This window comes from Coriobacteriia bacterium (assembly GCA_018368455.1).
Taxonomy (GTDB): Bacteria; Actinomycetota; Coriobacteriia; order Coriobacteriales; family UMGS124; genus JAGZEG01.
The window spans coordinates 36,242-60,104 of sequence record JAGZEG010000011.1 but is presented as its reverse complement, the minus strand read 5'-3'; the positions used below and the strand labels follow the sequence as shown (position 1 = coordinate 60,104).

17 protein-coding genes are annotated in these 23,863 nt (G+C 64.5%); 5 read left to right on the top strand and 12 right to left on the bottom strand.

The genetic code is table 11. From position 1 onward, the window contains the following. Positions 1 to 32: 32 nt before the first annotated feature. Positions 33 to 1,835 (top strand): HAMP domain-containing histidine kinase, encoded by a 1,803-nt coding sequence (locus KHZ24_08220; GenBank protein ID MBS5451177.1) that lies wholly within the window; start codon positions 33 to 35, stop codon positions 1,833 to 1,835. A 341-nt stretch (positions 1,836 to 2,176) separates the two neighbouring features. Here KHZ24_08220 and KHZ24_08215 read toward each other — a convergent pair whose 3' ends face one another. Both KHZ24_08215 and KHZ24_08210 read right to left on the bottom strand, forming a co-directional pair. Further along, complete coding sequence (locus KHZ24_08215) at positions 2,177 to 3,127, bottom strand: RsmB/NOP family class I SAM-dependent RNA methyltransferase (protein MBS5451176.1); 951 nt, start codon at positions 3,125 to 3,127, stop codon at positions 2,177 to 2,179. A 293-nt stretch (positions 3,128 to 3,420) separates the two neighbouring features. After that, positions 3,421 to 4,080, bottom strand: coding sequence for a TetR family transcriptional regulator (locus KHZ24_08210; protein ID MBS5451175.1), 660 nt, complete (start codon positions 4,078 to 4,080; stop codon positions 3,421 to 3,423). Between the two features lie 249 nt (positions 4,081 to 4,329). Here KHZ24_08210 and KHZ24_08205 point away from each other — a divergent pair, with 249 nt between their 5' ends. Then, positions 4,330 to 6,240: a DHA2 family efflux MFS transporter permease subunit gene (locus KHZ24_08205; protein ID MBS5451174.1), complete on the top strand. Its 1,911-nt coding sequence runs from the start codon at positions 4,330 to 4,332 to the stop codon at positions 6,238 to 6,240. A gap of 595 nt (positions 6,241 to 6,835) precedes the next feature. Here the strand turns inward: KHZ24_08205 and KHZ24_08200 are convergent. From KHZ24_08200 to KHZ24_08185, 4 genes are all read right to left on the bottom strand, one after another. Then, positions 6,836 to 8,059 carry a hypothetical protein gene (locus tag KHZ24_08200; protein MBS5451173.1) on the bottom strand — a complete coding sequence of 408 codons (1,224 nt, stop codon included), beginning with the start codon at positions 8,057 to 8,059 and terminating at the stop codon, positions 6,836 to 6,838. A gap of 148 nt (positions 8,060 to 8,207) precedes the next feature. Then, positions 8,208 to 9,302, bottom strand: coding sequence for a histidinol-phosphate aminotransferase family protein (locus KHZ24_08195; protein ID MBS5451172.1), 1,095 nt, complete (start codon positions 9,300 to 9,302; stop codon positions 8,208 to 8,210). A gap of 552 nt (positions 9,303 to 9,854) precedes the next feature. Beyond that, positions 9,855 to 10,535, bottom strand: a complete 681-nt coding sequence (locus tag KHZ24_08190; protein MBS5451171.1) for a M15 family metallopeptidase — start codon at positions 10,533 to 10,535, stop codon at positions 9,855 to 9,857. Between the two features lie 188 nt (positions 10,536 to 10,723). Beyond that, positions 10,724 to 11,995: an ammonia-forming cytochrome c nitrite reductase subunit c552 gene (locus KHZ24_08185; protein ID MBS5451170.1), complete on the bottom strand. Its 1,272-nt coding sequence runs from the start codon at positions 11,993 to 11,995 to the stop codon at positions 10,724 to 10,726. Between the two features lie 168 nt (positions 11,996 to 12,163). Between KHZ24_08185 and KHZ24_08180 the strand changes: the two genes are divergently transcribed. Then, positions 12,164 to 13,174: an aldose 1-epimerase family protein gene (locus KHZ24_08180; GenBank protein MBS5451169.1), complete on the top strand. Its 1,011-nt coding sequence runs from the start codon at positions 12,164 to 12,166 to the stop codon at positions 13,172 to 13,174. 128 nt (positions 13,175 to 13,302) lie between these two features. Here the strand turns inward: KHZ24_08180 and KHZ24_08175 are convergent, their stop codons facing one another. Both KHZ24_08175 and KHZ24_08170 read right to left on the bottom strand, forming a co-directional pair. Then, positions 13,303 to 14,802 carry an ABC-F family ATP-binding cassette domain-containing protein gene (locus tag KHZ24_08175; GenBank protein MBS5451168.1) on the bottom strand — a complete coding sequence of 500 codons (1,500 nt, stop codon included), beginning with the start codon at positions 14,800 to 14,802 and terminating at the stop codon, positions 13,303 to 13,305. A 185-nt stretch (positions 14,803 to 14,987) separates the two neighbouring features. After that, the gene (locus KHZ24_08170; protein MBS5451167.1) at positions 14,988 to 15,485 is read right to left on the bottom strand and encodes a YbaN family protein; all 498 of its coding nucleotides are present in this window, start codon (positions 15,483 to 15,485) and stop codon (positions 14,988 to 14,990) included. Between the two features lie 255 nt (positions 15,486 to 15,740). Between KHZ24_08170 and KHZ24_08165 the strand changes: the two genes are divergently transcribed. Both KHZ24_08165 and cydC read left to right on the top strand, forming a co-directional pair. Next, positions 15,741 to 17,657, top strand: a complete 1,917-nt coding sequence (locus KHZ24_08165) for an ABC transporter ATP-binding protein/permease (protein MBS5451166.1) — start codon at positions 15,741 to 15,743, stop codon at positions 17,655 to 17,657. Further along, positions 17,654 to 19,555, top strand: a complete 1,902-nt coding sequence (gene cydC / locus KHZ24_08160; protein ID MBS5451165.1) for a thiol reductant ABC exporter subunit CydC — start codon at positions 17,654 to 17,656, stop codon at positions 19,553 to 19,555. Before KHZ24_08165 ends, cydC begins: the two co-directional genes overlap by 4 nt. Before the next feature lie 30 nt (positions 19,556 to 19,585). Here cydC and KHZ24_08155 read toward each other — a convergent pair whose 3' ends face one another. The 4 genes from KHZ24_08155 to KHZ24_08140 all read right to left on the bottom strand — a co-directional run bounded on the left by KHZ24_08155 (position 19,586) and on the right by KHZ24_08140 (position 23,790). After that, positions 19,586 to 20,587: a YitT family protein gene (locus tag KHZ24_08155; protein MBS5451164.1), complete on the bottom strand. Its 1,002-nt coding sequence runs from the start codon at positions 20,585 to 20,587 to the stop codon at positions 19,586 to 19,588. 202 nt (positions 20,588 to 20,789) lie between these two features. Beyond that, the gene (locus KHZ24_08150; GenBank protein MBS5451163.1) at positions 20,790 to 21,926 is read right to left on the bottom strand and encodes an ABC transporter substrate-binding protein; all 1,137 of its coding nucleotides are present in this window, start codon (positions 21,924 to 21,926) and stop codon (positions 20,790 to 20,792) included. 23 nt (positions 21,927 to 21,949) lie between these two features. After that, positions 21,950 to 22,744, bottom strand: coding sequence for an ABC transporter ATP-binding protein (locus KHZ24_08145; GenBank protein ID MBS5451162.1), 795 nt, complete (start codon positions 22,742 to 22,744; stop codon positions 21,950 to 21,952). Then, positions 22,741 to 23,790, bottom strand: coding sequence for an iron ABC transporter permease (locus KHZ24_08140; protein MBS5451161.1), 1,050 nt, complete (start codon positions 23,788 to 23,790; stop codon positions 22,741 to 22,743). Before KHZ24_08140 ends, KHZ24_08145 begins: the two co-directional genes overlap by 4 nt. Between the last annotated feature and the right edge of the window lie 73 nt (positions 23,791 to 23,863).

Sequence of the window (23,863 nt, the reverse complement as noted above, 5' to 3'; positions counted from 1 at the left end):
TGGGCGTACGCATCCATGACTTGCGAGCGCGCATGAAGAAGCGCTGGCACAACGCGTCGCTCAAAGGGGCGTTCGTAACATATGTCGTTGTCTACCTCGTTGCGGGAGCGATTGTCGCCTCGGTGCTCGCTGCGTGCATCGCCGAGGTGGGTAACGAGGCGACGCAGGACGGCAGGGAGCTGACCGGCCTCTATCTCTACGACGAAGCAACCGACGAGCTCGTGCCCGCGACCTCCGTTTACGTCGGCGAGGAGCACGCGCCGCTCTATGTCGAGACAACCGGCAACGGCACGCGCCGCATCGCGCTTGCCGACCTGCCGGAGGACGCGCGCATCGACAACGAGACTGGATGGCTGTACTTCATCGCCACCGACTCAGAAACAGCCGATTTCACAGCCGTCTCGCCCCTGGGATTCACCGGAGGCAAGACGAGCTTAAAAGAACCGGCGCCGGGGGATGTAGCCGAAAGCGCCAGCGCTGAGAGCGCGTCGACGCCCTACCCGACTGAGCCGCTCCTCGCAGACCAGACCATCGTGGAGTTTTCGAGCAAGGATGAGCCATCCGACACGCTCGCCATCGATGACCTCGCCGCATACGACCGCGAGGCACGAACAGCAGTAACACAGCTCGTCCAAAAGGTGGCCGGCGGCGAAACGGCCCGCATTATAGAGGAGGCGGCCAGCTCCACGTCTGCCGACGGAGGCCCGCTGGCATCGCCGGTTGCCTACTACCTCTACGAGGAGCCTTCGGCCGGGGCCCGGACCATGATGACGACGCTGGGCCTGCTCTCTGTCGCCATGTTCCCGCTGTGGATTGGGGCGGCGCTCACCCTGGCAGCGAGGCGCTTCTACGACAAGCGCGTGAAGCCGGCGCTGGGGTTGCTCGACGATGCCTCCGCCAAGATTGCCGAGCGCGACCTAGACTTCACCGTCAGCTACGACCGACGTGACGAGATGGGGCGGCTCGCGGACTCCTTCGAGGTCATGCGTGCCTCGCTTGCCCAGTCCCAGCACGAGCTCATGCGCACATCCGAGGAGCGCCGTCGGCTCAACGCCGCGTTTGCGCACGATCTGCGCACGCCGCTCACCGTACTCCGAGGCAAGATCGAGCTCATGGCTGCGCGCATTGAGGCGGCGGACGTAGGGCGCGCGGATCAGGAGGGCGACGAACAGGCGAACGACACCGAGAGGACACGAGCCGATGCGGCGCCGGCTCGGAACTCCGGAAAGCTCGATGTCGAGGCGCTCGCCCGCGATGTCACCTCGCTCGGAGCGCAGGTCGAGCGGCTCGAGCGCTACGTCGCCGCCATGAGTAGCCTGCGCAAGCTCGAGGAGCGTCAGGTCATGCGAGCCTCGATCGACGTGGACGCGCTTGCTCGCGAGCTACGCGAGGAGGGCGCCGGGCTCTGTCGGCCGCACGGCGTCGCGTTCGAGCTGGCTGACACCATCGGGAACGCTCCGGCCTGCGCGAACGGCACTCCGAGCGAGCACGAGCGCATTGCCGTGGACCGGGCGCTCGTGCTCGAAGTAGCGGACAACCTGCTCGCCAACGCCGCCCGGTATGCCCGCAGCCGCGTGGTGGCCCACCTCTCCATCGAGCAGACCACCGGCTCCGCACGGACTCTCGTGCTCGTCGTGGACGACGACGGGCCCGGCTTCTCGCCTGAGGCGCGCGAGCGGGGATGCGAGGCGTTCTTTGGCGAGAACCGTGGGGCCGAGCACCTCGGCCTGGGGCTCAACATCGCCCGCGTGCTCTGCGAGCGGCACGGAGGCTCGCTTGAGCTCGGCGCCTCCCCCACCGGCGGCGCCCGCGTTGTCGCGCGGTTCTCGCTTTAGGAAGCCCGCGAGCGCGTTCCCACCAGGAAAGGCATGCGTGTTGCTACGTTTTTTCGCTTGGGCGACCTCCGCAGAGAGGCGCTGCTATGAATTGCCGTTCTGGCGATGTCCTTTGCGCCCATAGAGCCCCGGAATTGGCGATTTGCCGCCCACAGCGTCCATTCCGAGGGCTCACAGCCCGGAATTCTGCCCCCACGCCCCCTATCGAGATCACCAAACTGGCGATTTTTAACAGAGCGCGCCTGCGGGCCTCGCCCAACCGTCAATTCTTAGCAATTCAGGCGTCTGATGCGGTCTCAGGCCTCGTCGGCAGCGAGCTTTGCCGATTCAGCTGGCTGCGCCTAGCCCATGCGGCGGAGCTTGGCGACGAAGAACCCCTCGTAGCGCTGCGTAGGCTGAACGAGCAGGGCGCCGTCGAGCGTCGTGGGAAGCAGCGGAAGCTCGCCCTCAATCCCCGGCAGCTCGATAGGCACGACCTTTGCGCGAGCCTTACGCAGCGCCCCGCACACGACCTCCTCGTTTTCGGCCGCAAGAATGGAGCACGTGGAGTACACGAGCTCACCACCCGGCTTGAGCAGGCGCAACGCCTTGGCGAGCAGGGCTGTCTGCGCCTTGACGGACTTGACCACGAGTTGGGGGGTCAGGTGCTGGGCGAGCTTGGGGTCAGCCACGCTCACCGTGCCCGATCCCGAGCAGGGGGCGTCAAGCAAGATCTGGTCGAACGAGAAGAAGTCGTCGAGGCGTCGGGCGTCCGTCCGCATGACATTGACGCCATCGGCCCCCTGTCGGCGCAAGTTGAACGCGAGCTTCTCCGCGCGCGGGCCGTTCATCTCGCAAGCCGTGATGTGAGCTGCCCCGCCCGACAGCGCCGCGAGCTGCGTCGTCTTGCCGCCGGGCGCAGCGCACATGTCCAGGACGTCGGCACCGGGACGCGGCCCCAAGACGAGCGGCGGCAACATGGAGGAGAGGCTCTGCAGGTAGAGCTCGCCTCGCTCGTAGGCAGGCAGCTCCCACACGGCACGCTCGCGAGCCTCGGGCAGCACGAATGCGTCGGCGTACCACGAGACGCCCTCGCGAGCGATGCCAGCTGCGTCGAGGGCGCCTGCAACTGCGGCGGCATTCGAACGAAGAGTGTTAGCTCGCAGGCTGGTGACGCGGCGGGCGGCATAACCCTCCTCGACGATGAGTCGGGCCACGTCGGCGCCATACTGGTTCGTCAACGCCTCGAGGAGAAACACCGGCACGCGATCGGAGGGCTCGCCGGGATCTCCCGTGACGTCTGAGACCGTCATTTCGCCTTGCGCCTCGCCCATCGCCTGTCCCCTCTCGCCTGCGCCCTACCCTCGCAATATCGAGCCCATTGTACCGGTCGCATAGCTTTTCCGCAGGGAGGCCGCGCCTTCTGTGCAGCATCACCCGGCGCCGGCTCGCGCTGCGGCACCCGCCGGCACGCACGCCGTGCCCGCCCCTCTCGCGTCGAATGAGGGCTGACGGGAATCTCTCTGTGGGGACTTGAGGGTTTTGGGCCACATTTCCCCAGGTTGGTTGAGGGTTTTATAGAGCGGCTCCCAAAAAGAGACCAGCGTCAGCCCACATTCGAGCTCGGCGACGGCGCGGCACCCGAAGAGGGAGCGGACTCCGGAGCCGCGAGCAAGCAGCGCGCCAGGAGCTCGCGCGTCTGGGCCGCCGTCAGATCGGCGTGCCCCTCGACCACAAGCATCGAACGTATGCGCGCGATGCTCGAAACGCTCGACGACGCGATGAACGCCTCCTGGTCGAGCGACAGATCCGGCACCATACGACGCGCGGGACACTCCCCCAGATAGGCGGTCACGGCCTGGGCCACGATGTGGTGCACACCGAACATGGCTTTCTGCTGTTGAAAGAACAGTTGCGGCATCGCGCGTAGGGCCTCGCCGCGCAGTCGAGCCACCTCGGCGTCGTCGCTGGGCACGACGCGCGAGTTGAACAGGTGCACGAGCGTATCCAGGTAGCAGGCGTCGACATCCTCCCCCGCGTGCAGCGCCTCGACAAGCTCATCGACCTCGGGAAACGTGCCCCGGTAGCCCACGATGGCCGCCGCCTTTGACGGAAAGTAGTTGAAGAACGTCTTCTTGGAGATCTCCGCCGCCGCGCAGATGTCCTCAATCGTCACGGCATCGACGCCGCGCTCGATGACGAGTTCAAGCGTGCAGCGCTCGATGTCGCCCCGCAGCCGGTTCTTCTTCTGATCGCGCAAACCCATGGGGTTCCTCCCGGCGGCCGGCAGTGCGCACTGCAGCCCGGACAAGGTGTGACATTTCCGTGCGTGCAGTATATGCCTCTGCCTCGCACAATTCTTACATATCGGATAAGTTTACACTGAGTGCATATTTTCACTTCGAGCATCTTCCGTGCCCCAGACGTCACGCCAGCCTCATCATTTGGTGATCCCGGCGTGTCGGCGCCGTCGATGCCGAGGCCTCGGGAAAGGAAGCGATTGCCTATGAGTTTTATGGGTCTGTCCGGCAAGAAAATCGCCATGCTGGGCGTGCTGATATTCGGCACGTTCGTCACGGTCCTCAACCAGACGGTCGTGTCGCCCGCGCTGCCGTCCGTCATGAGCGAAATGGGCGTCGACGCGGCCACGGCTCAGTGGCTCACGACCGGCTTCACGCTCGTCAACGCCATCATGATTCCCATCACGGCGTTCCTGCAGGACCGCTTCTCTGTGCGCAACCTGTTCATCGCCGCCATGGGCATGTTCACGCTGGGCAGCCTACTAGCCGGCTGGGGTCCCATCTTCCCCGTGCTGCTGCTTGGCCGCCTCGTCCAGGCCGCCGGCGCCGGTATCCTCATGCCGCTTGTCGGCACGGTGCTCATGCTGACGTTCCCCGTCGACAAGCGCGGTCAGGCCATGGGCATCTTCGGCATCGTCATCGCGTTTGCGCCGGCCATCGGCCCGACGATCGCCGGCCTCGTCATCGACCACTACAGCTGGCACGTCATGTTCTACGCCATCACCGTGCTGTCGGTGCTCGTCATCGTCGCAGGCGTGCTTGTGCTTGAGAAGGGCGCTGGCACGAACAAAGACGCACGCCTCGACATCGCGTCCGTCATCCTGTCGAGCCTGGGCTTCGGCCTGCTGCTCTACGGCCTGAGCGCCATCGGCTCGTACGGCGTGAGCGTGACATCCATCGTGACGTCGCTTGTTGGCGTCGTGGCGCTCGTGTTCTTCTTCTACCGCCAGCTGCACATGGACCAGCCGATGCTGCAGGTGCGCGTGTTGGCCAACCGCAAGTTCCTCATCGCGACGATCATCGGCATGCTCGTGCAGGCCGCCCTGCTCGTTGCCGGCATCCTCATCCCGATCTACCTGCAGTCCTACCTGCACTTCTCCGCCACGACGTCCGGCATGGTGCTGCTGCCCGGCGCCATCCTCATGGGCCTCATGGGCCCGGTGGCCGGCAAGCTGTTCGACAAGCACGGCCCGCGCGTGCTAGCGCTCATCGGTACGAGCGTGCTGACGATCACGACGTTCGCGTTCGCGTTCCTGACCACGGAGACGAGCCTCGTCTACCTGACGGTGCTGTACACGGTGCGCCTGTTCTCGCTGTCGCTCGTCAACATGCCCATCATGACGTGGGGCATGAACGCGCTCGACAACAAGCTCATCAACCACGGTAACTCCGTGAGCAACACGTTCAGGCAGGTTGCAGGTTCTCTGGGCACGGCCGTCATCGTGTCGGTGTCCACGGCGGCCACGAACAGCGCCGCGCAGACGATGGACGCGGTGCACGCCGGCGTCCACGGCACGAACGTCGCGTTCCTCGTGGCCGGCGTGCTGTGTCTCATCGGGTTCATCCTCGTCGTGCTGCTCGTCAAGGACAAGCCGGGCGACAAGGCCGTCAGCGATCCCACGGGAGAGAAGCGCTCGATCATCGAGTCCATCATGAAGCGCGACGTGTACGCGCTGCCCGCCGGCGCCACCGTGCTCGACGCCGTGAAGCTGTTCGTTGACAAGCGCATCAGCGCCGCCCCGCTCGTCGACGAGCAGGGCAAGGCTGTGGGCTTCATCTCCGACGGCGACGTGCTGCGGTTCCTCTCGACGCGTAGCTCCACCGTCGTCGACCCCGTCGTCATGATTGCTCGCACGGTGAGCAACACGCCCGAGGGCCAGCAGTTCGACGAGAAGATCGACGCGCTCATGATGCTGCCGGCCACAAGCATCGCGACGAAGGGCATCATCGGCGTCAACGTCCACGACGATCTGCCCGAGATCTGCCGCGTACTCGGCGAGAACCACCTGAAGAAGGTGCCCGTGCTCGACGACGGCCAGGTCGTGGGCGTCATCAACCGCTCCGACATCACGTACTACTCCATGAAGAAATACGTCGCCGCCCACGAGGAGCTCGCCGCAGAGTAGCGAGGTATTTCCGCCCTACGCAAGGCCCCGTGTTCCGGTTTGGGAGAATTCCCACCCGGGGCGCGGGGCCTTTTGGTTGGCCGCCCGCCTGCGAACCTCGAGTCTGAGACCGGAAATCCTTGCGCAAGGCCTTGGATGCCCATGCGGGAGGCAGAAACGACCCGCGACCTACCCGTTTGGCCAAAACTACCCCGCTTTGCGAGTCTGTGGGGGCCACATGGCCCACCAACAAAAGGCAGCGAAAGAGAAACCGCAGGTGGGCCCGGGGCGCCAGGCGGGCAAAAAGGACCTTCGCAGCCCGAGAGCGTTCTATCGCCTCGCAAAGCAGGGTATTTTTGGCCAAAAGGCTGGACTTTTGTTCTTCTCTGAGCTGGCGCTACCGCAGCGAATCCCCCGCACCTGCGGTAACTCCCGACTGCCACGCACCTTTTCGCCAGTTATGCCGCTTTCCCGCACGTGACGACGCACGGCATAGTGAACACCAAAAAACGCCCGTGCTCTACTCCGCAAACCGGAAGTCGGGCACGGGCGTTCTCCTTGCCTTGCAAATCACGATCACCGGGAAGGATAGACCAACCCCTCCCCACGCACAACCCTACTTCTTGAAGATGAGCGGCGTCTCGATGTCGAGGCCCTTGCTGCGGTTGTAGCGCTCGATGCACTGGCGCACGATAACGCAAATGATGAACAGGATGCCGATGTAGCCGGTGTAGGGATACACGATACCGAGCAGCTGACCGTAAGACAGCGGGCTCAGCACGATAAGCAGCACGAGCACCGAGAATCCGGCGAGCACGACCTTGTTGAGCTTCGTGCCCTCGGGAGCAAAGCGGTTCACGGACGTCCACATCATCGGGGCAGCCGTGGAGTAGATCTCGTCGAGCAGGATGATGGCAAAGATGACGCTGACGACCGGGCTAATGAGGTCGGACAGGAACAGGACCGGCACCTCGAGCTGCGAGACGTCATCGATGTAGCACAGCAGCGCCAGGTTCATGAGCAGGCCTGCCACGACGAACAGGATGCCGCCGCCGATCGCGCCCCACTTGGCCTCGCGCGCCGAAGCGGCCGTCGCGCCGGTCTGGGTGAGGAAGGGCACCGAACCCGTCATGTTGAACGCGACGTAGAGCAGGCCCGCCAGCGCCCACAGCGGCGCGCCGTTCGTGGCGTTGGCCATGCTCGCGAAGACGTCGGCATGCGAGGCGACGTTGGCCAGGCCCGCAGGGTTGGACGCGATGGCGAAGACGGCGATGACGATGGAGAAGATGATCGTCAGCGGGCCCAGAGCGCCCACGATGTCGACGATCCGGCGGAAGCCGAACAGGTTCGTGACGAACACGAGCACGCACATGCCCAGCGCGCCCACCCACGTCGGCAGGCCAAAGTACTGGGCAAGCGTTGCGCCTGCGCCCGACGTCATGACGACGCACACGAGAAACAGGAACACGGGGATGAACCACGCGAGGAACGTGCCGAAGTACTTGCCGCAGTAGTAGCGGAAGCTCTGGTCAGGCATCTGCTCGGGCGTGAGCTCGCGATGGCGGTAGCCGTAGTTCATGAGCACCTTGCCCAGCCAGGAGAACAGCACGAGCGCGATGATGAGGCCGCCGATAGACCAGATGCCGTAGGCGGTGAAGAACTGCATGATCTCCTGGCCGGACGCATAGCCCGACCCGATCATGAACGCGACGAACGCTCCGGAAAACTTCAGAACGTTGGCGATGTTGACCTTGCCGCCGCCCTGAGGGTCCCCCTCCGCAGGGCGCCCCTGCGTGCCCGCCGCGCCAACGGCGGCGGGACTTGTGTTGTGCTCAGCCATGCAAACCTGCCTTTCGCGGTACGAAAAGCCCCTGCGGCGTTCGAGTACCGCAGGGGCAACGAATACGATGGGCCGCATGATAGCGCTCACGCAAAACAATTCAACGCATAATGCGGCCGGATGTCTCAAAAGTTAACGAACGCTCCCCCTACGCGAGCAGCGCGTCAGCCTTCCGCACGAGCTCACAGAGGAGCTCGACGTTCTCGTGCAGGTTGAGACGCACGGCGTTGGCGCCGAGGCCGTCATAGCCCGCGCACGTCACAGCACGCACGCCCGCCTGCAGGAAGACGTGCTCGAGGTTCACGGACGGATCGTCAACGTACACCATCGAGATGGACACGCCGGGATCGGTGTGGGCAACGCGCAGGTGAGCGCAGTCCTCGAGCGTCTCGAGCAGACGGGGCTTGTCGGCCAGCACGCGCTGGCGGCTCTTGGCGGCCCACCCCGCACGCAACGACTGGCAAGCAAGCTCGTTTGCCAGCGAGTTCTTAGCGAACGGGATATTCACCTTGTGGAACGCTGCCATGACGGGGGCCTGCGCAACGCAGTACCCCAGACGCACGCCCGCCTCGCCAAAGCCCTTGGAGAACGTGCGCACGACGACGAGGTTGTCAAACTCCTCGACGAGGCTGAGGGCGCTCTGGTCGTCGGCCATGTAGTCGCCATACGCCTCGTCCATGACGATGAGCGAGCCTGCAGCACGCGCGGCCTCCGCCATACGGCGCACGTCAGTCAGAGGGAACACCTGCCCCGTGGGGTTGTTGGGGTTGTCGAAGTACACGAAGGCGCCGGGGCTCGCCTCGATGGCGGCAAGCACGTCGTCGACGTCAAACGCGAAGTTGCGCTCGGCGCGCAGGGAGACGCGGACGAAGCGCGGCTCGTACGTCACCATGTCGTCGGTGACGGCCGTGAACGTCGGCGCCATGCAGACGACGGTCTTGCCCGGCTCGAGACACATGCGGTTGAGCGCCATGCACGTGCCGATGGAGCCGCACGAAAAGGCAATCATGTCGTCGGCGATCCGCAGGATGGGAGCAAAGCGCTCCCTGATGAGACCAATGAGCTCCTCGTCGCCGTGCGGGTAGAGTGCCAGGTGAGACAGGACGTCCGCGGGCAGCGCCAGCGGTGGCGTGCCGTAGGGGTTCGAGCCCATGGAGCAGTCGAGCTCGTAGGCGCCCTCGCTCAGATGCTCCGAGTAGTCACCGCGTTCCTGAGCAAGCAGGACGGATCGTATGCCGTACATGGTGTGCCACCTTTCTGAGCCCGGACCCGCCGGGCTAGGATTGCTTGTCTTTGCGAGCGGCGCATCATTCTAGCTCAGAGCGCGATTCCCGGGGCTCGCGGCCCCAAGGCCCCGGGACTTGGGCACAACGCGCGGCCGCGCTCGGCCCATCGAGTAGCGAAGCCTCGCTTGGATGCGATCCGCGCGGCAGGCCCTCGCGCCCTGCTCGATTCTCCCGAGCGCCGCCCCGAACCATGGGCACGATCTTCGATTGTGCGGGATCTTGCAAAGACGTGCCCTCAAAATGGGCGCAGGTTGCGGTTGTGCGAGGTTTGCGGAAAGATCCCGAGTGCGCACAAAACGAAAACCGCAGGTGGGAAAGGCTGACGCAATAAGACGCCTTGCAGAACCGCAGAACCAGGTCAGTCAATCCTCGCAGAACCGCAATCCGCGCCCAATTTCAGAAGCTCGTTTTGCAAAAGCTCGCACAGCCGCGAAAAGCGGCCAGGCAGAAACCACGCAAGACGGGGCAACCGAGACAAGGCAGGGCAAACCGAGCCACACACCCATAAGCTACCGTCCGACGCTCGCCACGCTCACGGGGATGTCGAAGTGCGTCTCGGGGTAGGGCTCGTCTGCCAGCGTGAAGTGCCACCACTCCTCGTGGTAGGGCTCAAAGCCGCTCGCGACCATGACGTCGCGCAGCAGGGCGCGGTTAGTAAGCTGCTCTGGGCTCAGGTCCGCATAGTCCGCGTGGGAAATCGGGCCGAAGAAGTCGAACGGCGAGCCCATGTCCACTTCGCGGCCGGTCGCCATGTCGAGCAGCGTCATGTCGGCACAGCTCCCCCGCGAGTGGGCCGAGCGCGCCGCGATGTACCCGCGCTCGAACAGCTCGTCTTTGGGGACGTCGGGATAGAACACCGGCTTCATCGCGACGTCGTCAAGGTCGCGCGCCCACGAAATGAAGTCATTGACAGCGCGCTGGGGCCGATACGTATCGAACAGCTTTATGCGATAGTCACGCGCCACGAACTCGTCGCTCGCCACGCGCAGGGCCTCGGCAGCCTCGCGCGTCATGAGGGCGACTGGCTGCTCGTAGCCCGCGACGCGACGCCCGAGGAAGTTGTACGTCGAGAAGTAGCGGATTTCCTGAATAGCGTCGGGCACGACGTCGCTCACGAGCACGAAGCCCGACGCATCGTGCGAGCCAGCGTCAGCCGACTGCGTTGTTTCTTGGACGTATGCCTCGCCCATCGTCGCTCCCCTCCTGGCGTTCAGCCTGCTCTGCGGCAGGCGGGACGTTTCCATCGTATCCCAAACAAAGACGGACCCACCCGGTTCGCACCGAATGGGCCCGCCAACGCTTGCAATGTCCCTTTCGACGGCGGCCAACTTCCCAGTCGGCCGCCGCCAGTCACGCACGTACAGCATCCAGCAAGAGGCTAGGCAAGCATCGCCAGGGCCTCGTCGACAGCGGCCTCGGACTTGTCGAGCGTGTCGAACGTCAGGTCGGGATTATGCGCACCCTCGCTGTTCTCGACCATGACGAAGTCCCAGTAGAACTGCGCCGTGCGCTGCAGGTCCTGCACCTTGGCGAGATCATCGCCGGCCAGCGAGCCATCGGCCTTCTTGGCAGCAGCCTGGTTCACGAGGTCCTCGATCTTCTCGCTGATGGCGGTGACGCGAGCCTCTTCCTCGTCCTGGATGGCCTTGACCTCTGAGGCAAGATCCTCGTGGCACTTCGAGCAGTTGTCGGCGAGCAGCTGCTCATTGTCGAGCGGGCTCACCCAGTTGTGGGACGCGAACTCAGTGCCGTCGTCAGCCGTCGTGGCAGCCATGTGGCAATCCGCGCACGTGTAACCGGCCTGGACCATCGTCGGCTGGGTATCGCCACCGTAGAGCGTCTCGAACTCGGGGTGCTGCACCTTGATCATCGCGGCGCCGGTGTCCGGGTGCTCCCAATCCTTGAAGCCCATCTCGTTGTAGTACGCGAGGATGTCGTCAGGATTCATCGCGGCAAGGCCCGTGTAGGGGTTCGTCGTGGCCTTCGTGTCCGGATCGAAGTAGTACTCGTTGTGGCACTGACCGCACACCTCGGACTCGATCGGCGCCTTGTCGGCGTCGTCACCGCGGGAGTTCACGAAGAACTGGCTCGTGACCGTCAGGCTCTCCGGATCGTTCTCGTGGCAGTTGAAGCAGCTCACGGGCTCGGTAAACTTGTCGATGAGATCCGCGAACGGCTGAGCATACGTCTCGTCGCCCTCGGTGTTCACCGTGTTGGTGAACTGCGGCGTCTTGCACGTGATGCAGTTGGCCAGCGTCTTTTCGTTCACGCGCGGCGTTGCCTTGATGCTCTCGAGCGTATACAGGTGCGACGATGCCTCGTCGTAGCCCTTCGCGAAGCCGTAGCCCTTGTACATCGTGTTGAGTGCCGGATAGAGCTCGAGGTAGTTGTGCTTGCCAGAATCCGGCGAGTTGGCCTCGTTCTCCATGTACGTGGCGTACTCGTTGGGGTAGATGTCCTTCCACTGCTCGGCCGTGACAACGCCAAACTCGTCAGGCTCGGGCGTCGCGGCGGCCGCAGCCTGTGCGTCAGGCGCCGCAGAGGCGTCCTTACTGGCAGGCGCGGCAGTCGCGATGACGGCCGCTCCCGACGTGAGTGCCATGCAGAGCACAGCAACAACACCCAGCGACAGCTTTTTCGTGCGTAGCATTGCAGACCCTCCCTCTCTCAAGCCTCTCCCTGGTCTCGTGTGGGTATTTTTTCGAGACCAGCCACACCACAAAATTATCGTACTCCAATTGAAAACAGAGTAAAAGAGGGCAAATTCTGAATGTTGCCTGAAGAGATGAACACTTCCCGCAGAAGAACAGAAACGCATATGCCATACCCGGGAGGCCAGCCGGCGTGCAACGGCTATCATGGGTGCGCAAAAACGCCAGTACCAGGGAGGTTAGCGACCGTGGAAACGACGACGATATCGATAGGGGCCGGGCGGCTGAGCGCACGGGTCGACACGCTGGGCGCCCAGCTCATGAGCCTCAAGCTCGACGATATCGAGTACCTTTGGCAGGGCGATCCCCGCTGGTGGCCCCGTCGCTCCCCCGTGCTGTTTCCCATTGTGGGCTCGCTGAGGCCGGGCACAGTGAGCGCCGCCGGCCCCTGCCCCATGGGGCGCCACGGCGTCGCGCGCGCTCAGGCGTTCGACGTCATCGAACACAGCGAGGAGCACTTGGTCCTTGGATGCGTGGCAACGCAAGAGACCTTGAAAGCCTACCCCTACCGCTTTCGCCTGCGCATGGGCTATGCCGTCGTTGGAGAGACGACGCTCGAGCAGCGCTTCGAGGTCGAAAACACCGGCGAGGCCCCAATGCCCTACGTCGTTGGTGGGCATCCGGCCTTCGCCCTGCCGCTCGGAGGCGCGCAGCATACGGGGGACGAAGGCAATACGGAGGCGGATGGGAAGAACCCCGCATTCGAAGGGTGTTCGCTTGAGTTCGCACGGCCGTGGACCGCAAACTCGCCCACGATGGTCGACGGCGGCCTGCTCGACTTCGAGCAGGCCATACCGCTGCTCGAGAACAGCGACTGCCTGCCCCTGAGGCGCGATCTTTTCGCCACGGACACCATCGTGCTGCACGACGTGCCAGACCGCACGGTCAGCCTCGTCGACGCAGGCGCGGGGCGCAGTGTGCGGCTTGACTTCCCAGGCTTCGACTACCTGGGGGTCTGGTCGGCCAGCTACGGCACCGCCCCGTTCGTGGCCGTCGAGCCCTGGTGCGGCTGCGCCACGGCAGCCGATGAGGGCAACCGTCTCGAGGACAAGCGCGGCATGCGCCTGCTCGCGCCCGGCGCAATTGCATCGCACGCATTCACGATGACGCTGGCATAGAGGACGTACCAGCTCGGCGGACGGCGGTCAAGGATGGCGAGCCCCACCGGCCCCCGCAGGTCAGTTCTGTCGACCCCGAACGGGCCGTCGGGGCTCGCCACGCATGAGCTAGGCAGCGGCACGTATCCCTAGCGCAGCTCAAGGTGACAGGCAGTTTGAGCAGGCCCGGGATCAAGGCGCAGACGCAAGCTCGGACAGGCCGCTGCCAGGAAGGCCTCGTCGTGGCTTACGAGCACGAGCGCGCCGGGGTATGCCGCCAGCGCCCGCTCGAGCGCCTCGATCGAGTGGATGTCCAGGTGGTTCGTCGGCTCGTCCATGACGATGAGCGCCGGGTTGCCCAGCACGCCCGCGGCAAGCATCAGCTTGCGCAGCTCGCCAGGACTCGCAGCATCCCCGGCCAAGATGCGATCGGGGTCGGAATCAAGCTGGGCCACGATAGACAGCACGCGACCTTTCTGCGCACTGGGCAACTCCCGCACGGCCGCAAGGACGCGCGCCGCCTCAGCAGGAGCAACCTCCTGGGGGAGGTACAGCACCGGCAGATCCTCCGGCATACATGCAAGCATGTGACGCAGCAGCGTGGACTTGCCCGCACCGTTGGGACCGCAGATGCCCAGGTGATCGATGTTGCCGAGAACGAGCTCGGGCACGCGCATCACGCGTCCCGGCCCACACGGCAGCTCGACAGCATCGAGGCGCAGCAGCACCTTGCGCGGGTGTGGGCGGGCGTCGAGCCACAGGTCGCCTTCGTAGCGCTTCTCGACGCGAAGGCCAGCCAACCGCCCTCGCGCCTGCTCGACACGCGCGCCCATGCGTCTCGCCAGAGCGCCCGTCCGGCCATCCTGGCCCGTGTAGACGGCGAGGCGGATGCGCTCCCGCCCGTCGCTGTCGTGCTTGTCGAGGTTCCTCGCGCTTCGCCGAGACGCCGTCCGAGAAGCGAGCTGGGCCCGGTCCTCGTACTCCGCCGAGAGCCGCGCAAGCTCGCCCTTCGCCTTGGCGCGGCCGCGAGCCACCGTCGCCCGCTCGATATCGGCCTGCCCGTGCGCCCGCGAGTACGTGCCCGGTCGCAGCACGACGCGCCCCGCCTCGAAGCACGCGCAGCGCACAACGAGCGCGTCGAGCAGCTCGCGGTCGTGCGATATGAGCAGCCCGATCCCGTCGTAGGCAGCCAACGCCGTACGGATGCGCTCGCGACAGGCAGCGTCGACGTGGTTCGTCGGCTCGTCGACGACAAGCAGCTCCGCGCCACGCCACAGGGCGACCGCAATCTGTATCTTCTTCCGCTCGCCGCAGCTCAGCGCATCGTAGCGCCAGAGCATCTCGTCCTCGATGGCGAGCATGGCGCGCAGCTCGCATGCGCGGGCATCGTAATCGCAGGCAAACGCCTCGAGGTCGACAGGCGGCTCATCGGTGTCCTGCGGGCAATAGGCACAGCTCAGACGTGGCGCCACCGAACCGGTATCCGGCATGAGCAGCCCGCCGGCGATACGGGCAAGCGTCGACTTGCCGCAGCCATTGTCGCCCACGACGCCCGTCCAACCGGAACCGAGCGCCAAGCACACGTCGGACAGTGCGGAATCGGACGCGCCGGGATAGGTGTAGGTAATATGAGAAAGACGCAGGGACACGCCGGCAACAGACATGCCAGAAGACGGCTTAGCCATGACGGAAACCTTTCGGTGAGACGATGAACGCCGCTCCCAAAACGGAAAACGGTTCGTAAAATGCGCGACATCGTCTAGAGCTTCACCGATCGGTCTCCTTTGGCGCTGCGAGGCATGGCATATAGGCCTCGCATTTGGTGTAAGTGAATCTATCGTAGCACGGAAACGACTGGGTCGTCATCCGGATCGGTCGTGCGAACAGAAGGGGATGCCTCGCCGCGATCCGTCCGCACGACAAAGCCAAAGTAGACGACATGCGCCGCCCACACGACAGCGAGCACGACGCGCCCCACCGGCACGCGGCCCATCATCGCGAAGCCGATAGCGAGCAGCGCCGTCACGGGCACGAGAATCGTGAGCTTCGCCTTCACCGTCATCGAGCGGCTGCGCACATAGCCCTCGAGCACCCGCTTATAGAGCGCCGTCGAGCGAAACCATGCGTTGAGGCGCTCCGAGCTGCGCGCAAAGCAAAACGCCGCCACGAGCATGAATGGCGTTGTCGGCAGAAACGGCAGAGCCACCCCCAGCGCACCGAGGCCGAACGTCGCAAAGCCTAAGGCAGCCCACAGCCGACGCGAGACGGCGTTGCCACGTCGCAGGGCGTCCGAGGGAGGGGCCGGCGTCTCTTTCGGGCACGGCTTCCCCATCCGGCTCGCGCCCCTCTGGTCTCGTGCCATGTCCCTCCCCTTTCCCGTCCGCCCAACACCGTCCGGCAATTTTTCTTGTGGCTCCCCATAAGTTACACCAGTTAAACTCTATAAGATAGTCTCAGATAACTTATTGGTCCAAAGTCGTATGAATCCCATGCGCCAGGCCGGGATTCGTCGGCGACGGCCCCCGTCGTATACACTGGGACTTCCGGCTCGCTATCAGCCCGCGAAAGAATCGGGAGGCATGCTCTCGTGAACATGTTCGACAAAGCCGTGCTCGGCCTGCCGGGCGCCCGTCGCATGCTCGCCTGGCTACTGGCCAGCGCGCTCGTCAAGGCAGGGCTCGTCGTTGGCCAGGCGCTTGCCCTGACAACCGCCATCGTCAACCTCTGGAACGCCGGCAACGTCACCGACCAGCTCGGCTGGGTTGCCCTGTTCTTCGTTTGCTTCCTCGGTCGACAGCTCGTCAAGACCCTGCGGGATCGCGCGCTCGATGCGTTTGCCTCCGAGCGAGCATCCGAGCTGCGCGACGACCTGCTACGCACGACGTTTTCCGTCGGGCCACGCCTCGTGCAGGAGCAGGGCACCGGCAACGTCACAACGACGCTCGTCGAGGGCGTCGACCAGGTGGAAAACTACCTCTCGCTCATCCTGCCCAAGCTCGCCGACCTGCTCGTCGTGCCGCTTGGGCTGCTCGTCGCCCTGTTCGTCCTCGACTGGGTGACCGGCCTCATAGCACTCGCCATCTTCCCGTGCATCATTCTGTTCATGGTGATCCTGGGATCGCTCGCCCATGACGAGGCAGCGCGTCAGCGAAACGAGTATCAGCGGCTCTCCAACCACTTCGTCGACTCGCTGCGCGGCATCGACACGCTGAAGCTCTTCGGACGGGCCCGCGAACACGGAGCGCAGATCTACGACGTCAGCGAGAAGTTCCGCGCGGCCACGATCAAGACGCTGCGCGTGGCAACGCTGTCGAGCGCCGTGCTCGACCTGTTCACGACGCTGGGGCTCGCCGGCATCTGCATCATGATGGGCTTCCGCGTCGTCGACGGCTCGCTGGCATTCTGGCCCGCCCTGGCGGCGCTCATCCTCTCGCCTGAGTACTTCCGGCCCATCCGTGAGTTTGCCTCGGACTTCCACGCGTCGCTCGACGGCAAAAATGCCCTGGCGTCGATCCTCGCGCTCACAGCGCAGGCGGGCGAAACGCCCCACATGGGGCAGCAGGCCCCCGAGGGCATCGGCATGTGGGACGGCGACTCCGAGCTTGAGCTGCGGAGCGTCAGCTTCACCTACCCGGAGCTTACGGGCCCCCTCGAGCAGGGCTCGCCCGAGAAGGAGCGCGCCGAGGACGTCGAGTTCGTTTATGACGACGACCCGCGCGCAGCTGAGGTCGAGGCCCAGGCATCGCAGCTGGCCGCCCTCCGCGAAGTGCCCCCCGCACGCGCTAGCAACCAGACCTGCGAGGTACCCCAGCCGGCCCTCGAAGACGTGTCCCTACGCGTCAGCGGCCTCGTGAAAGTCGGCATCGTCGGCATGAGCGGCTCGGGCAAGTCGACGCTCATCAGCCTGCTTGGCGGCTTTGCAGAGCCGACGTCCGGAATGATCGCGGTCAACGGCGCCGATTACGCCAGCCTGCACCGCGCCGACTGGCAGCGTCAGGTGACTTTCATCCCCCAGAACCCGTACGTTTTCCACGCGACGTTGCGCGACAACGTGGCGTTCTATCGTCCCGACGCCACCGAGGCGCAGATCAGGAGAGCCGTAGAGGTGGCAGGTCTCAGCGACGTCGTCAAAGAGCTCCCCCAGGGGCTCGACACGCTCGTCGGCGAGGGGGCTCGCGCGCTATCGGGCGGGCAAGCCCAGCGCATCGCCCTGGCACGTGCCTTCCTTGACGATGATCGGCGCATCCTTCTGTTCGACGAGCCGACGGCGCACCTGGACATCGAGACAGAGATGGAGCTCAAGGAGCGCATGCTGCCGCTCATGGAGGGACGACTCGTGTTCTTTGCGACACACCGCCTGCACTGGATGACGGACATGGACGTCATCGCCGTGCTTGAGCGGGGCAGGCTCGCACAGGTCGGCACGCCCGACGAGCTCATCGGCGCGACGAGCGGGGCGTTCGCCCGACTTGCCGCCCAACTGAGAGGAGGCGAGGAGCGATGAGCCAGGCACATGCCACGCGCAAGAACGCCGCGGACCAGGCGCCCTCCCCTACAAAGACGGCTAACAGCGCCGCCACACGTCGGCGCTGGCGAGACGTATGGCGCGCCGATGCCTGGGTGCGGCCGTACTTCTCGCAGTATCGTCGGGCGCTGGCGCTCGCCCTGACGCTTGGCGTACTCGCGTTCGCGTTTGCCGCCGGCCTCATGGTGGCAGCGGGCTTCGCCATCAGCGGGGCAGCCGAGATGCCGGCCTCCGTGTTCGCGCTGACGATCCCGCTCATACTCGTGCGCATCTTTGGCATCGGAAAGCCCCTGCTCAGCTACCTCGAACGCCTCGTGAGCCATGACTGGGTGCTGCGCATGACGTCAAGCCTGCGCCTGAGGCTATACCGCTCACTTGAGGGCGGTGCCGTGTTCGAGCGGGCGTTGCGGCGCACGGGCGACGTGCTGGGACTGCTTGCCCAGGACACCGGCCACGTGCAGAACCTCTACCTACGCACGATATTCCCAGCCGTCATCGCTTGGCTGCTGTGGGGCATCCTCATCGCAGTACTTGGCGCGTTCGACGTGTGGTTCGCCCTGGGCATGCTCGTCATCCTGGGAGCGAATGTCACGCTCGTGCCGCTCGTCTCCGTGCTGGCGAACGGCGCGCGCCAGGCCCACGTGAAAGCGCTGCGCAACGAGCTGTACGGCGAGCTCACCGACGACGTTCTCGGCGTCGCAGATTGGGTGTTCTCCCAGCGCGCTAAGGACTATCTCGAGCGATCACAGCCCCTGAGGCGGAGTCTGCGTGCGGAGGAAGAGGCTATGCGTCGCTTCGACCATGGCCGAGACCTTGTCCAGCAGGTGCTTTTCGGGATAGGGGCTGTCGTGCTGCTGTTGTGGTGCGGGCTATACTTCGGCGGCGTCCACGGTGGCGCAGCCAACTGGATCGCCGCGTTCGTATTGGGATACTTCCCGCTCATCGACGCGTTCGCCCCCCTGCCTGTTGCCGCCGTCGAGGCCAACGCCCACCTGGACGCCATCGAGCGGCTCAACGAGATGCCTGCACCCCTGAGCAGCGATGAAGGGAAGAAGTCTCACGATAAAGCTCAGAATGACAGTGATGATGAGACGCAGCGTGAGAGTTCGGGAAAGTCCCAGGTCGCGTATAGCGCGGACCGGCTTTCCGTGCCGGAGCTCCGTATCGAGCACGTGAGCTTCGCTTACCCCGGGGCGCCGTGTCCCGTGCTGCGCGACCTCAGCCTCAGGGTAAGGCCGGGAGAGAAGCTCGCCATTCTAGGCCGTAGCGGATCGGGAAAGTCGACGCTTGCCTCGCTCATCCGTGGCGACCTCGTGCCCGACGAGGGGCGCGTCCTGCTAGGCGGCGCGCCCACGTGCGAGATGGGCGACGGCGTCGCGCGCCTCATCGGCGTCATCCAGCAACGCACATATCTGTTTAACACGACACTGCTCGACAACCTGCGCATCGGCAATCCGCTCGCAAGCGAGGCCCAAGCGTGGAAGGCGCTCGATCGCGTAGGGCTCCGCGCCATGGCCGAGGCGCTGCCCCAGGGTCTTGCGACCGTCGTCGACGAGGCCGGCCTGCGCTTCTCGGGCGGAGAGCGCCACCGCATCGCCCTGGCGCGCGTCCTGCTGCAGGACACGCCGATCGTACTGCTCGACGAGCCGACGGTCGGCCTCGATCCGCTTACAGAGAACGAGCTGCTACGCACGCTGTTCGACGCGCTTGACGGCCGCACGGTGGTCATGGTAACGCACCACCTGCAGGGCGTCTCGCTCATGGATCGCGTCGTGTTCATTGAGGACGGCACCCTCGAGCTGGACGGCACGCCCGCAGAGCTTGCGGCCACGAGCGAGCGCTACCAGCGTCTGCTCGCCTTCGACCGCGGAGTCTAGCGGCGCCCTTCGCAGGTGCGCAGGCAGAATCTACACCCCTCTGAAGCCGCGGCCGATGATCTCGGAGCTGCTTACGATCGTGATGAAGGCGCCCGGGTCGGCCTCGCGCACGAACTGGCGCAGGCGGACGGCCTCGCGCCGGCTCAGCACGCTCATCAGAATGACGACGCGACGACCGGAATAGGCACCGTACCCCAGCGTGATCGTGGCCGTGCGGTCAAGCTCGCGCACGATGAACTCCTCGACGCGCTCGGGGCAAGCGCAGATGACCGTACACACCTTGCGCAGGTGCAGGCTCTCTATGGCGCTGTCCACGACCATCGTTTTAGCGAACAGCCCCAGCACGCAATACAGACCGGCGCGCGGCCCATAGAGGAAGGCTGCAACGACGACGATGGATATGTCGACGATGAGCAGGGCCTTGCCGATCTTGAGGCTCGTACGCTCCTTGAGGATGAGCGCGATGATGTCCGTTCCAACCGTCGACGCACCGATATCAAACACGATGGCGCTGCCCACGGCCGGCAGGATGACCGCCATGCAGAGGTCGAGCCACATGTCACCCGTCGGCGAGACACCACTGGGATAGACAAGCTCGGTCAGGCTCGTATAGGCCGACAGGGCAAGCGAGGCGTAGATGCTCCAGCCGACGACTTTCGGCTTGAGAAAGATAAGGCCCAGCACGACGAGGACGCCGTTGAGAATCCACATAAACACGCTCACGGGCAGCTGCGGAACAAGCGTGTTGAGGATGAGCGAGACACCTGATGTGCCGCCGAACGCAAAGTGGTTTGGTGCCTTGAATATGACGATGGAAATGGCTGTCAGAATGAGGCCGAGGTTAAGCAGCAGGAAGAAGCGAACGAAGCCTGGCTCAGACGTGCGTCTGCGCGTTGCCTCCTCCGCGTGGAGTGCCTCCTCGGGCGTCTGGTAGCGCGAGACGGGCTGCATGGGCGCCGTCTCGTCCGGCCGCGCACCGGCCCGACCTGCCCCGTGCGCCTGCGAAGACTGCGGTTGCGCATCCGATCCCATGGTCATCTCCTTCCCACCGCCCGCAACATCCGAGGCGCATCATAGCGCAGCCAGTGCTCCTGCCCCACAAACATAGTCCTAGCGCGCGACCCCATCTCGCGCACACAAAAGCCCGGCTGCGGGTATGCAACACCCCGCGAGCCGGGCCTTTTTTAAAATGTCGACGCAACGCGTTCAGGCACAGCGCCCCTGAGAAGGAATCTTACTTGAGGTCCTCGGGGACAGCGGTAGCCGTCAGCTCGTTAAACTCGTCCTGCGTGAGATCGTAGCCGTAGAACGTCTTATAGTAGCTAGAGACAACATCGTACAGGCTGTCGTCAAACTTATCGGCGTACAGGATGCGCGGCAGCCACTGCATGCCGAGCACCTGGTTGACCGACGGCGGACCGTTGAGCCAGTTGAACGGCTCAGCAGGCACCTGGTAGTACGAGCCGGACGAGATGGCCGTCAGAGCAGACCACGTGGGGTCGTCGGCGGCCTTGTCGTAGTAGCTCTTCGGAGCAAAGATGATGACTTCGGGGTTCCAGTTCGAGATCTGCTCGAGGCTCGTCTGGTTGGACTTGGCAGACGGGTCGTCGACGACGGCTGCGTTGTTGGCAACCATGTCGATGACGTTGGCCTGATAGGAGCCCTTGGCCAGCACGCTCGTGCCGTCCTCGCCCGTCAGATAGAGCACGGAGGTGCGCTCGTCCTCGGGAATGGAGTCCATGACGCTCTTGACCTGCTCGTAAGCGTTGGCGCAGTAGTCAGCCAGCTCCTTGGCCTTGTCAGGCATGCCGAGCAGCTCGCCCAGCATCGTGTAAGCCTGATCGTAGGTGGCAAGCGTCGAGGCGATGTGGACGACCGGGATGCCCATCTGATCCTGCAGGGCGTCGAAGTCCTCCGCCATGCCGTCCTTCTCCTCGCCCACGTCGATGACGACCTGGGGGTTGGCAGCGGCGACGGCCTCCTTGTTCAGCGTGTCGCCCTTGCCGCCGTAGAACTGGCCAAACACGGGCAGGTCACCATACTGCTCGCCGAAGTACTTCTTCTGCGAGTCGGAGAGCTCGCTGGCCAGGCCCACGAGCTTGTCGGGGGCGATGGTCATGAGCACCTGCTGGGCCAGCGGGCCCGAGGCGGCGATGGCCGTGACGTTCTCCGGGATCTCGACGGTGCGGCCCAGCGAGTCCGTGAACTCGCGAGTGGCACCCGTGCTGGCGGCCTTATCGGCCGCAGACGAGCCCGCAGACTCGGCTGCCTGGACACTCAGCGGGGCCAGAGCCACGCCGAGCGCCAAGACCAGCGCGCACAGCAGGGCGATGAGCCCCGCCGAGCGCCGTGCGGTTGTGCTACGTTCCATATCCACATCCTTTCCGTTGCTACCTACCTGTCCGAACATGCATCTAACTCGCGCACGGGCACGCAAACGCGCACCTTGTCGCCATAAAGGGAGTTGATCTCGACGTCGACGCCGTAGATCTTGCTGATAAGCTCCGCCGTGATGACCTCTTTGGGAGAGCCGTAGGCCAATACTCCGCCCCCAAACACGACCATCGTCTTGTCGGCGTAGAGAAATGCCTGGTCAGGCTGGTGCGTAGACTGAATGATGGAGTAACCTTGCTTGGCAAGCTGTCGCACGCACGACAGCACGCGCACCGTATTGCCGTAATCGAGCGCGCTCGTAGGCTCATCCATGATGATGGTCTTGGCGTTTTGCGCCAGAGCGCGTGCGATAAGCACGAGCTGTTGTTCGCCACCGGATATCTCCGTATAGGGGCGATGACCTAGCTCCGTGATGCCCACGGTCTCCAGCGCCTCCCACGCTCGCTCGAGATGGCGCTTGCCCGGCGTGCGGAACGCGCCGAGATCCGTGCCCGTGCTCATGAGCACGACATCGATGACCTCGTAGTCATAGACGGAGGAGTGTGATTGCGGGATGTAGGAGATCTCGCGAGCGCGCTCTCGCACACTCATGCGACGCAGGTCATGGCCGTTGACGGTGATGGTGCCCTCGTAGTCCCGATTCAGGCACAGGATGCACTTGAACAGCGTCGACTTGCCCACACCGTTAGGCCCGAGCACGTTGACGAGCGTGCCATCGGGAATGGAGAGGCTGATGTCGTGCAAGACCTCGTGGCTACCATACGAAAAGCTCAGGTGTTCGATGTCGATGCTCATGACTGCTTCCTCCCCCGCGTTATGAGGTACACGAAGAAGGGGGCGCCCACAAAAGCGGTCAGGATGCCGATGGGGATCTCCATCGTGGCAGCGAGGCGCGCGATGTCGTCGACGAGCAGCAGAAAGCCCGCGCCGACGATCATGCTTGTCGGCAGCAACTTGCGATAGTCAAAACCCACGAGCATGCGTGCCAAGTGAGGGATGACGAGGCCAACCCAGCCAATCATGCCGGTCACGGCCACGCTCGACGCCGTGACAAGTGTGGCGGCCACCATGATGACGGCGCGCGTTCGGCGCGCGTTGACGCCCATCGTTGAAGCCTCGTCGTCGCCCATCGTCAGAATGTTGATGCGCCAGCGAAGCAGGAACAGCACCGCAAGGCCGAGGGCCATGGGAATGGCAGCCAGTCTCACATCGTCCATCGTCGCGCTGGCCACGCTGCCCATAAGCCAGTACGTAATGGCGGGCAATGTGTCATTGGGATCGGCGATGAGCTTTGTGTACGAGACGCCCGCGGAGAACAGCGAGCTCACCATGACACCGGCCAGCACAACGACGAGTATCTGGTTGCCGCGCGCCCGCATGGATATGACGACGACGAGCGCCACCGTGATGAGCGAGACAACAAAGGCGCTGGCAGACACCATAAATGATGACATGCCCAGCAGGATTGAGACGGCCGCGCCAAACGCCGCGCCTTGCGAGGCGCCCAGGATGTCCGGCGAGACGAGCGGGTTCTGGAACGTGCCCTGGAACGCAGCACCCGCTGCAGCCAGCGAGCAGCCCACCATAAGAGCGAGCAAGATGCGCGGAAGGCGGACGTTAAAGAAGATGGACTCCTGCTGAGTGGTCCACGTGGGTTCGACAAGACCGGGGGCAACCTTGTGAGCGATCATGCGCAGCGCATCAGCAGGCTCGATCGGAAATTGTCCAAGCACAAGGGAGACACCGGCAAGCGCAAAAACGACGACGGCGAGCACAGCGATGACGAGCCACTCTCGCCCGTCCGACCAACGACGGTGTTCGCCTCCCCCGCTCATGCGCATCCCCCGTTCTCCCATATGTCCCGAACACGCCCTGGCGATGGCAGATCAACCGTTTCCTGCCCTATTCACAGCT

Coding starts and splice junctions, on each gene's coding strand:
- KHZ24_08145 (MBS5451162.1), bottom strand. CDS start 22,744: ATGAGCATCGACATCGAACACCTGAGCTTTTCGTATGGTAGCCACGAG.
- KHZ24_08220 (MBS5451177.1), top strand. CDS start 33: ATGAAGAAGCGCTGGCACAACGCGTCGCTCAAAGGGGCGTTCGTAACA.
- cydC (MBS5451165.1), top strand. CDS start 17,654: ATGAGCCAGGCACATGCCACGCGCAAGAACGCCGCGGACCAGGCGCCC.
- KHZ24_08170 (MBS5451167.1), bottom strand. CDS start 15,485: ATGGGGAAGCCGTGCCCGAAAGAGACGCCGGCCCCTCCCTCGGACGCC.
- KHZ24_08185 (MBS5451170.1), bottom strand. CDS start 11,995: ATGCTACGCACGAAAAAGCTGTCGCTGGGTGTTGTTGCTGTGCTCTGC.
- KHZ24_08205 (MBS5451174.1), top strand. CDS start 4,330: ATGGGTCTGTCCGGCAAGAAAATCGCCATGCTGGGCGTGCTGATATTC.
- KHZ24_08210 (MBS5451175.1), bottom strand. CDS start 4,080: ATGGGTTTGCGCGATCAGAAGAAGAACCGGCTGCGGGGCGACATCGAG.
- KHZ24_08215 (MBS5451176.1), bottom strand. CDS start 3,127: ATGACGGTCTCAGACGTCACGGGAGATCCCGGCGAGCCCTCCGATCGC.
- KHZ24_08200 (MBS5451173.1), bottom strand. CDS start 8,059: ATGGCTGAGCACAACACAAGTCCCGCCGCCGTTGGCGCGGCGGGCACG.
- KHZ24_08150 (MBS5451163.1), bottom strand. CDS start 21,926: ATGGAACGTAGCACAACCGCACGGCGCTCGGCGGGGCTCATCGCCCTG.
- KHZ24_08195 (MBS5451172.1), bottom strand. CDS start 9,302: ATGTACGGCATACGATCCGTCCTGCTTGCTCAGGAACGCGGTGACTAC.
- KHZ24_08140 (MBS5451161.1), bottom strand. CDS start 23,790: ATGCGCATGAGCGGGGGAGGCGAACACCGTCGTTGGTCGGACGGGCGA.
- KHZ24_08190 (MBS5451171.1), bottom strand. CDS start 10,535: ATGGGCGAGGCATACGTCCAAGAAACAACGCAGTCGGCTGACGCTGGC.
- KHZ24_08180 (MBS5451169.1), top strand. CDS start 12,164: ATGCCATACCCGGGAGGCCAGCCGGCGTGCAACGGCTATCATGGGTGC.
- KHZ24_08155 (MBS5451164.1), bottom strand. CDS start 20,587: ATGGGATCGGATGCGCAACCGCAGTCTTCGCAGGCGCACGGGGCAGGT.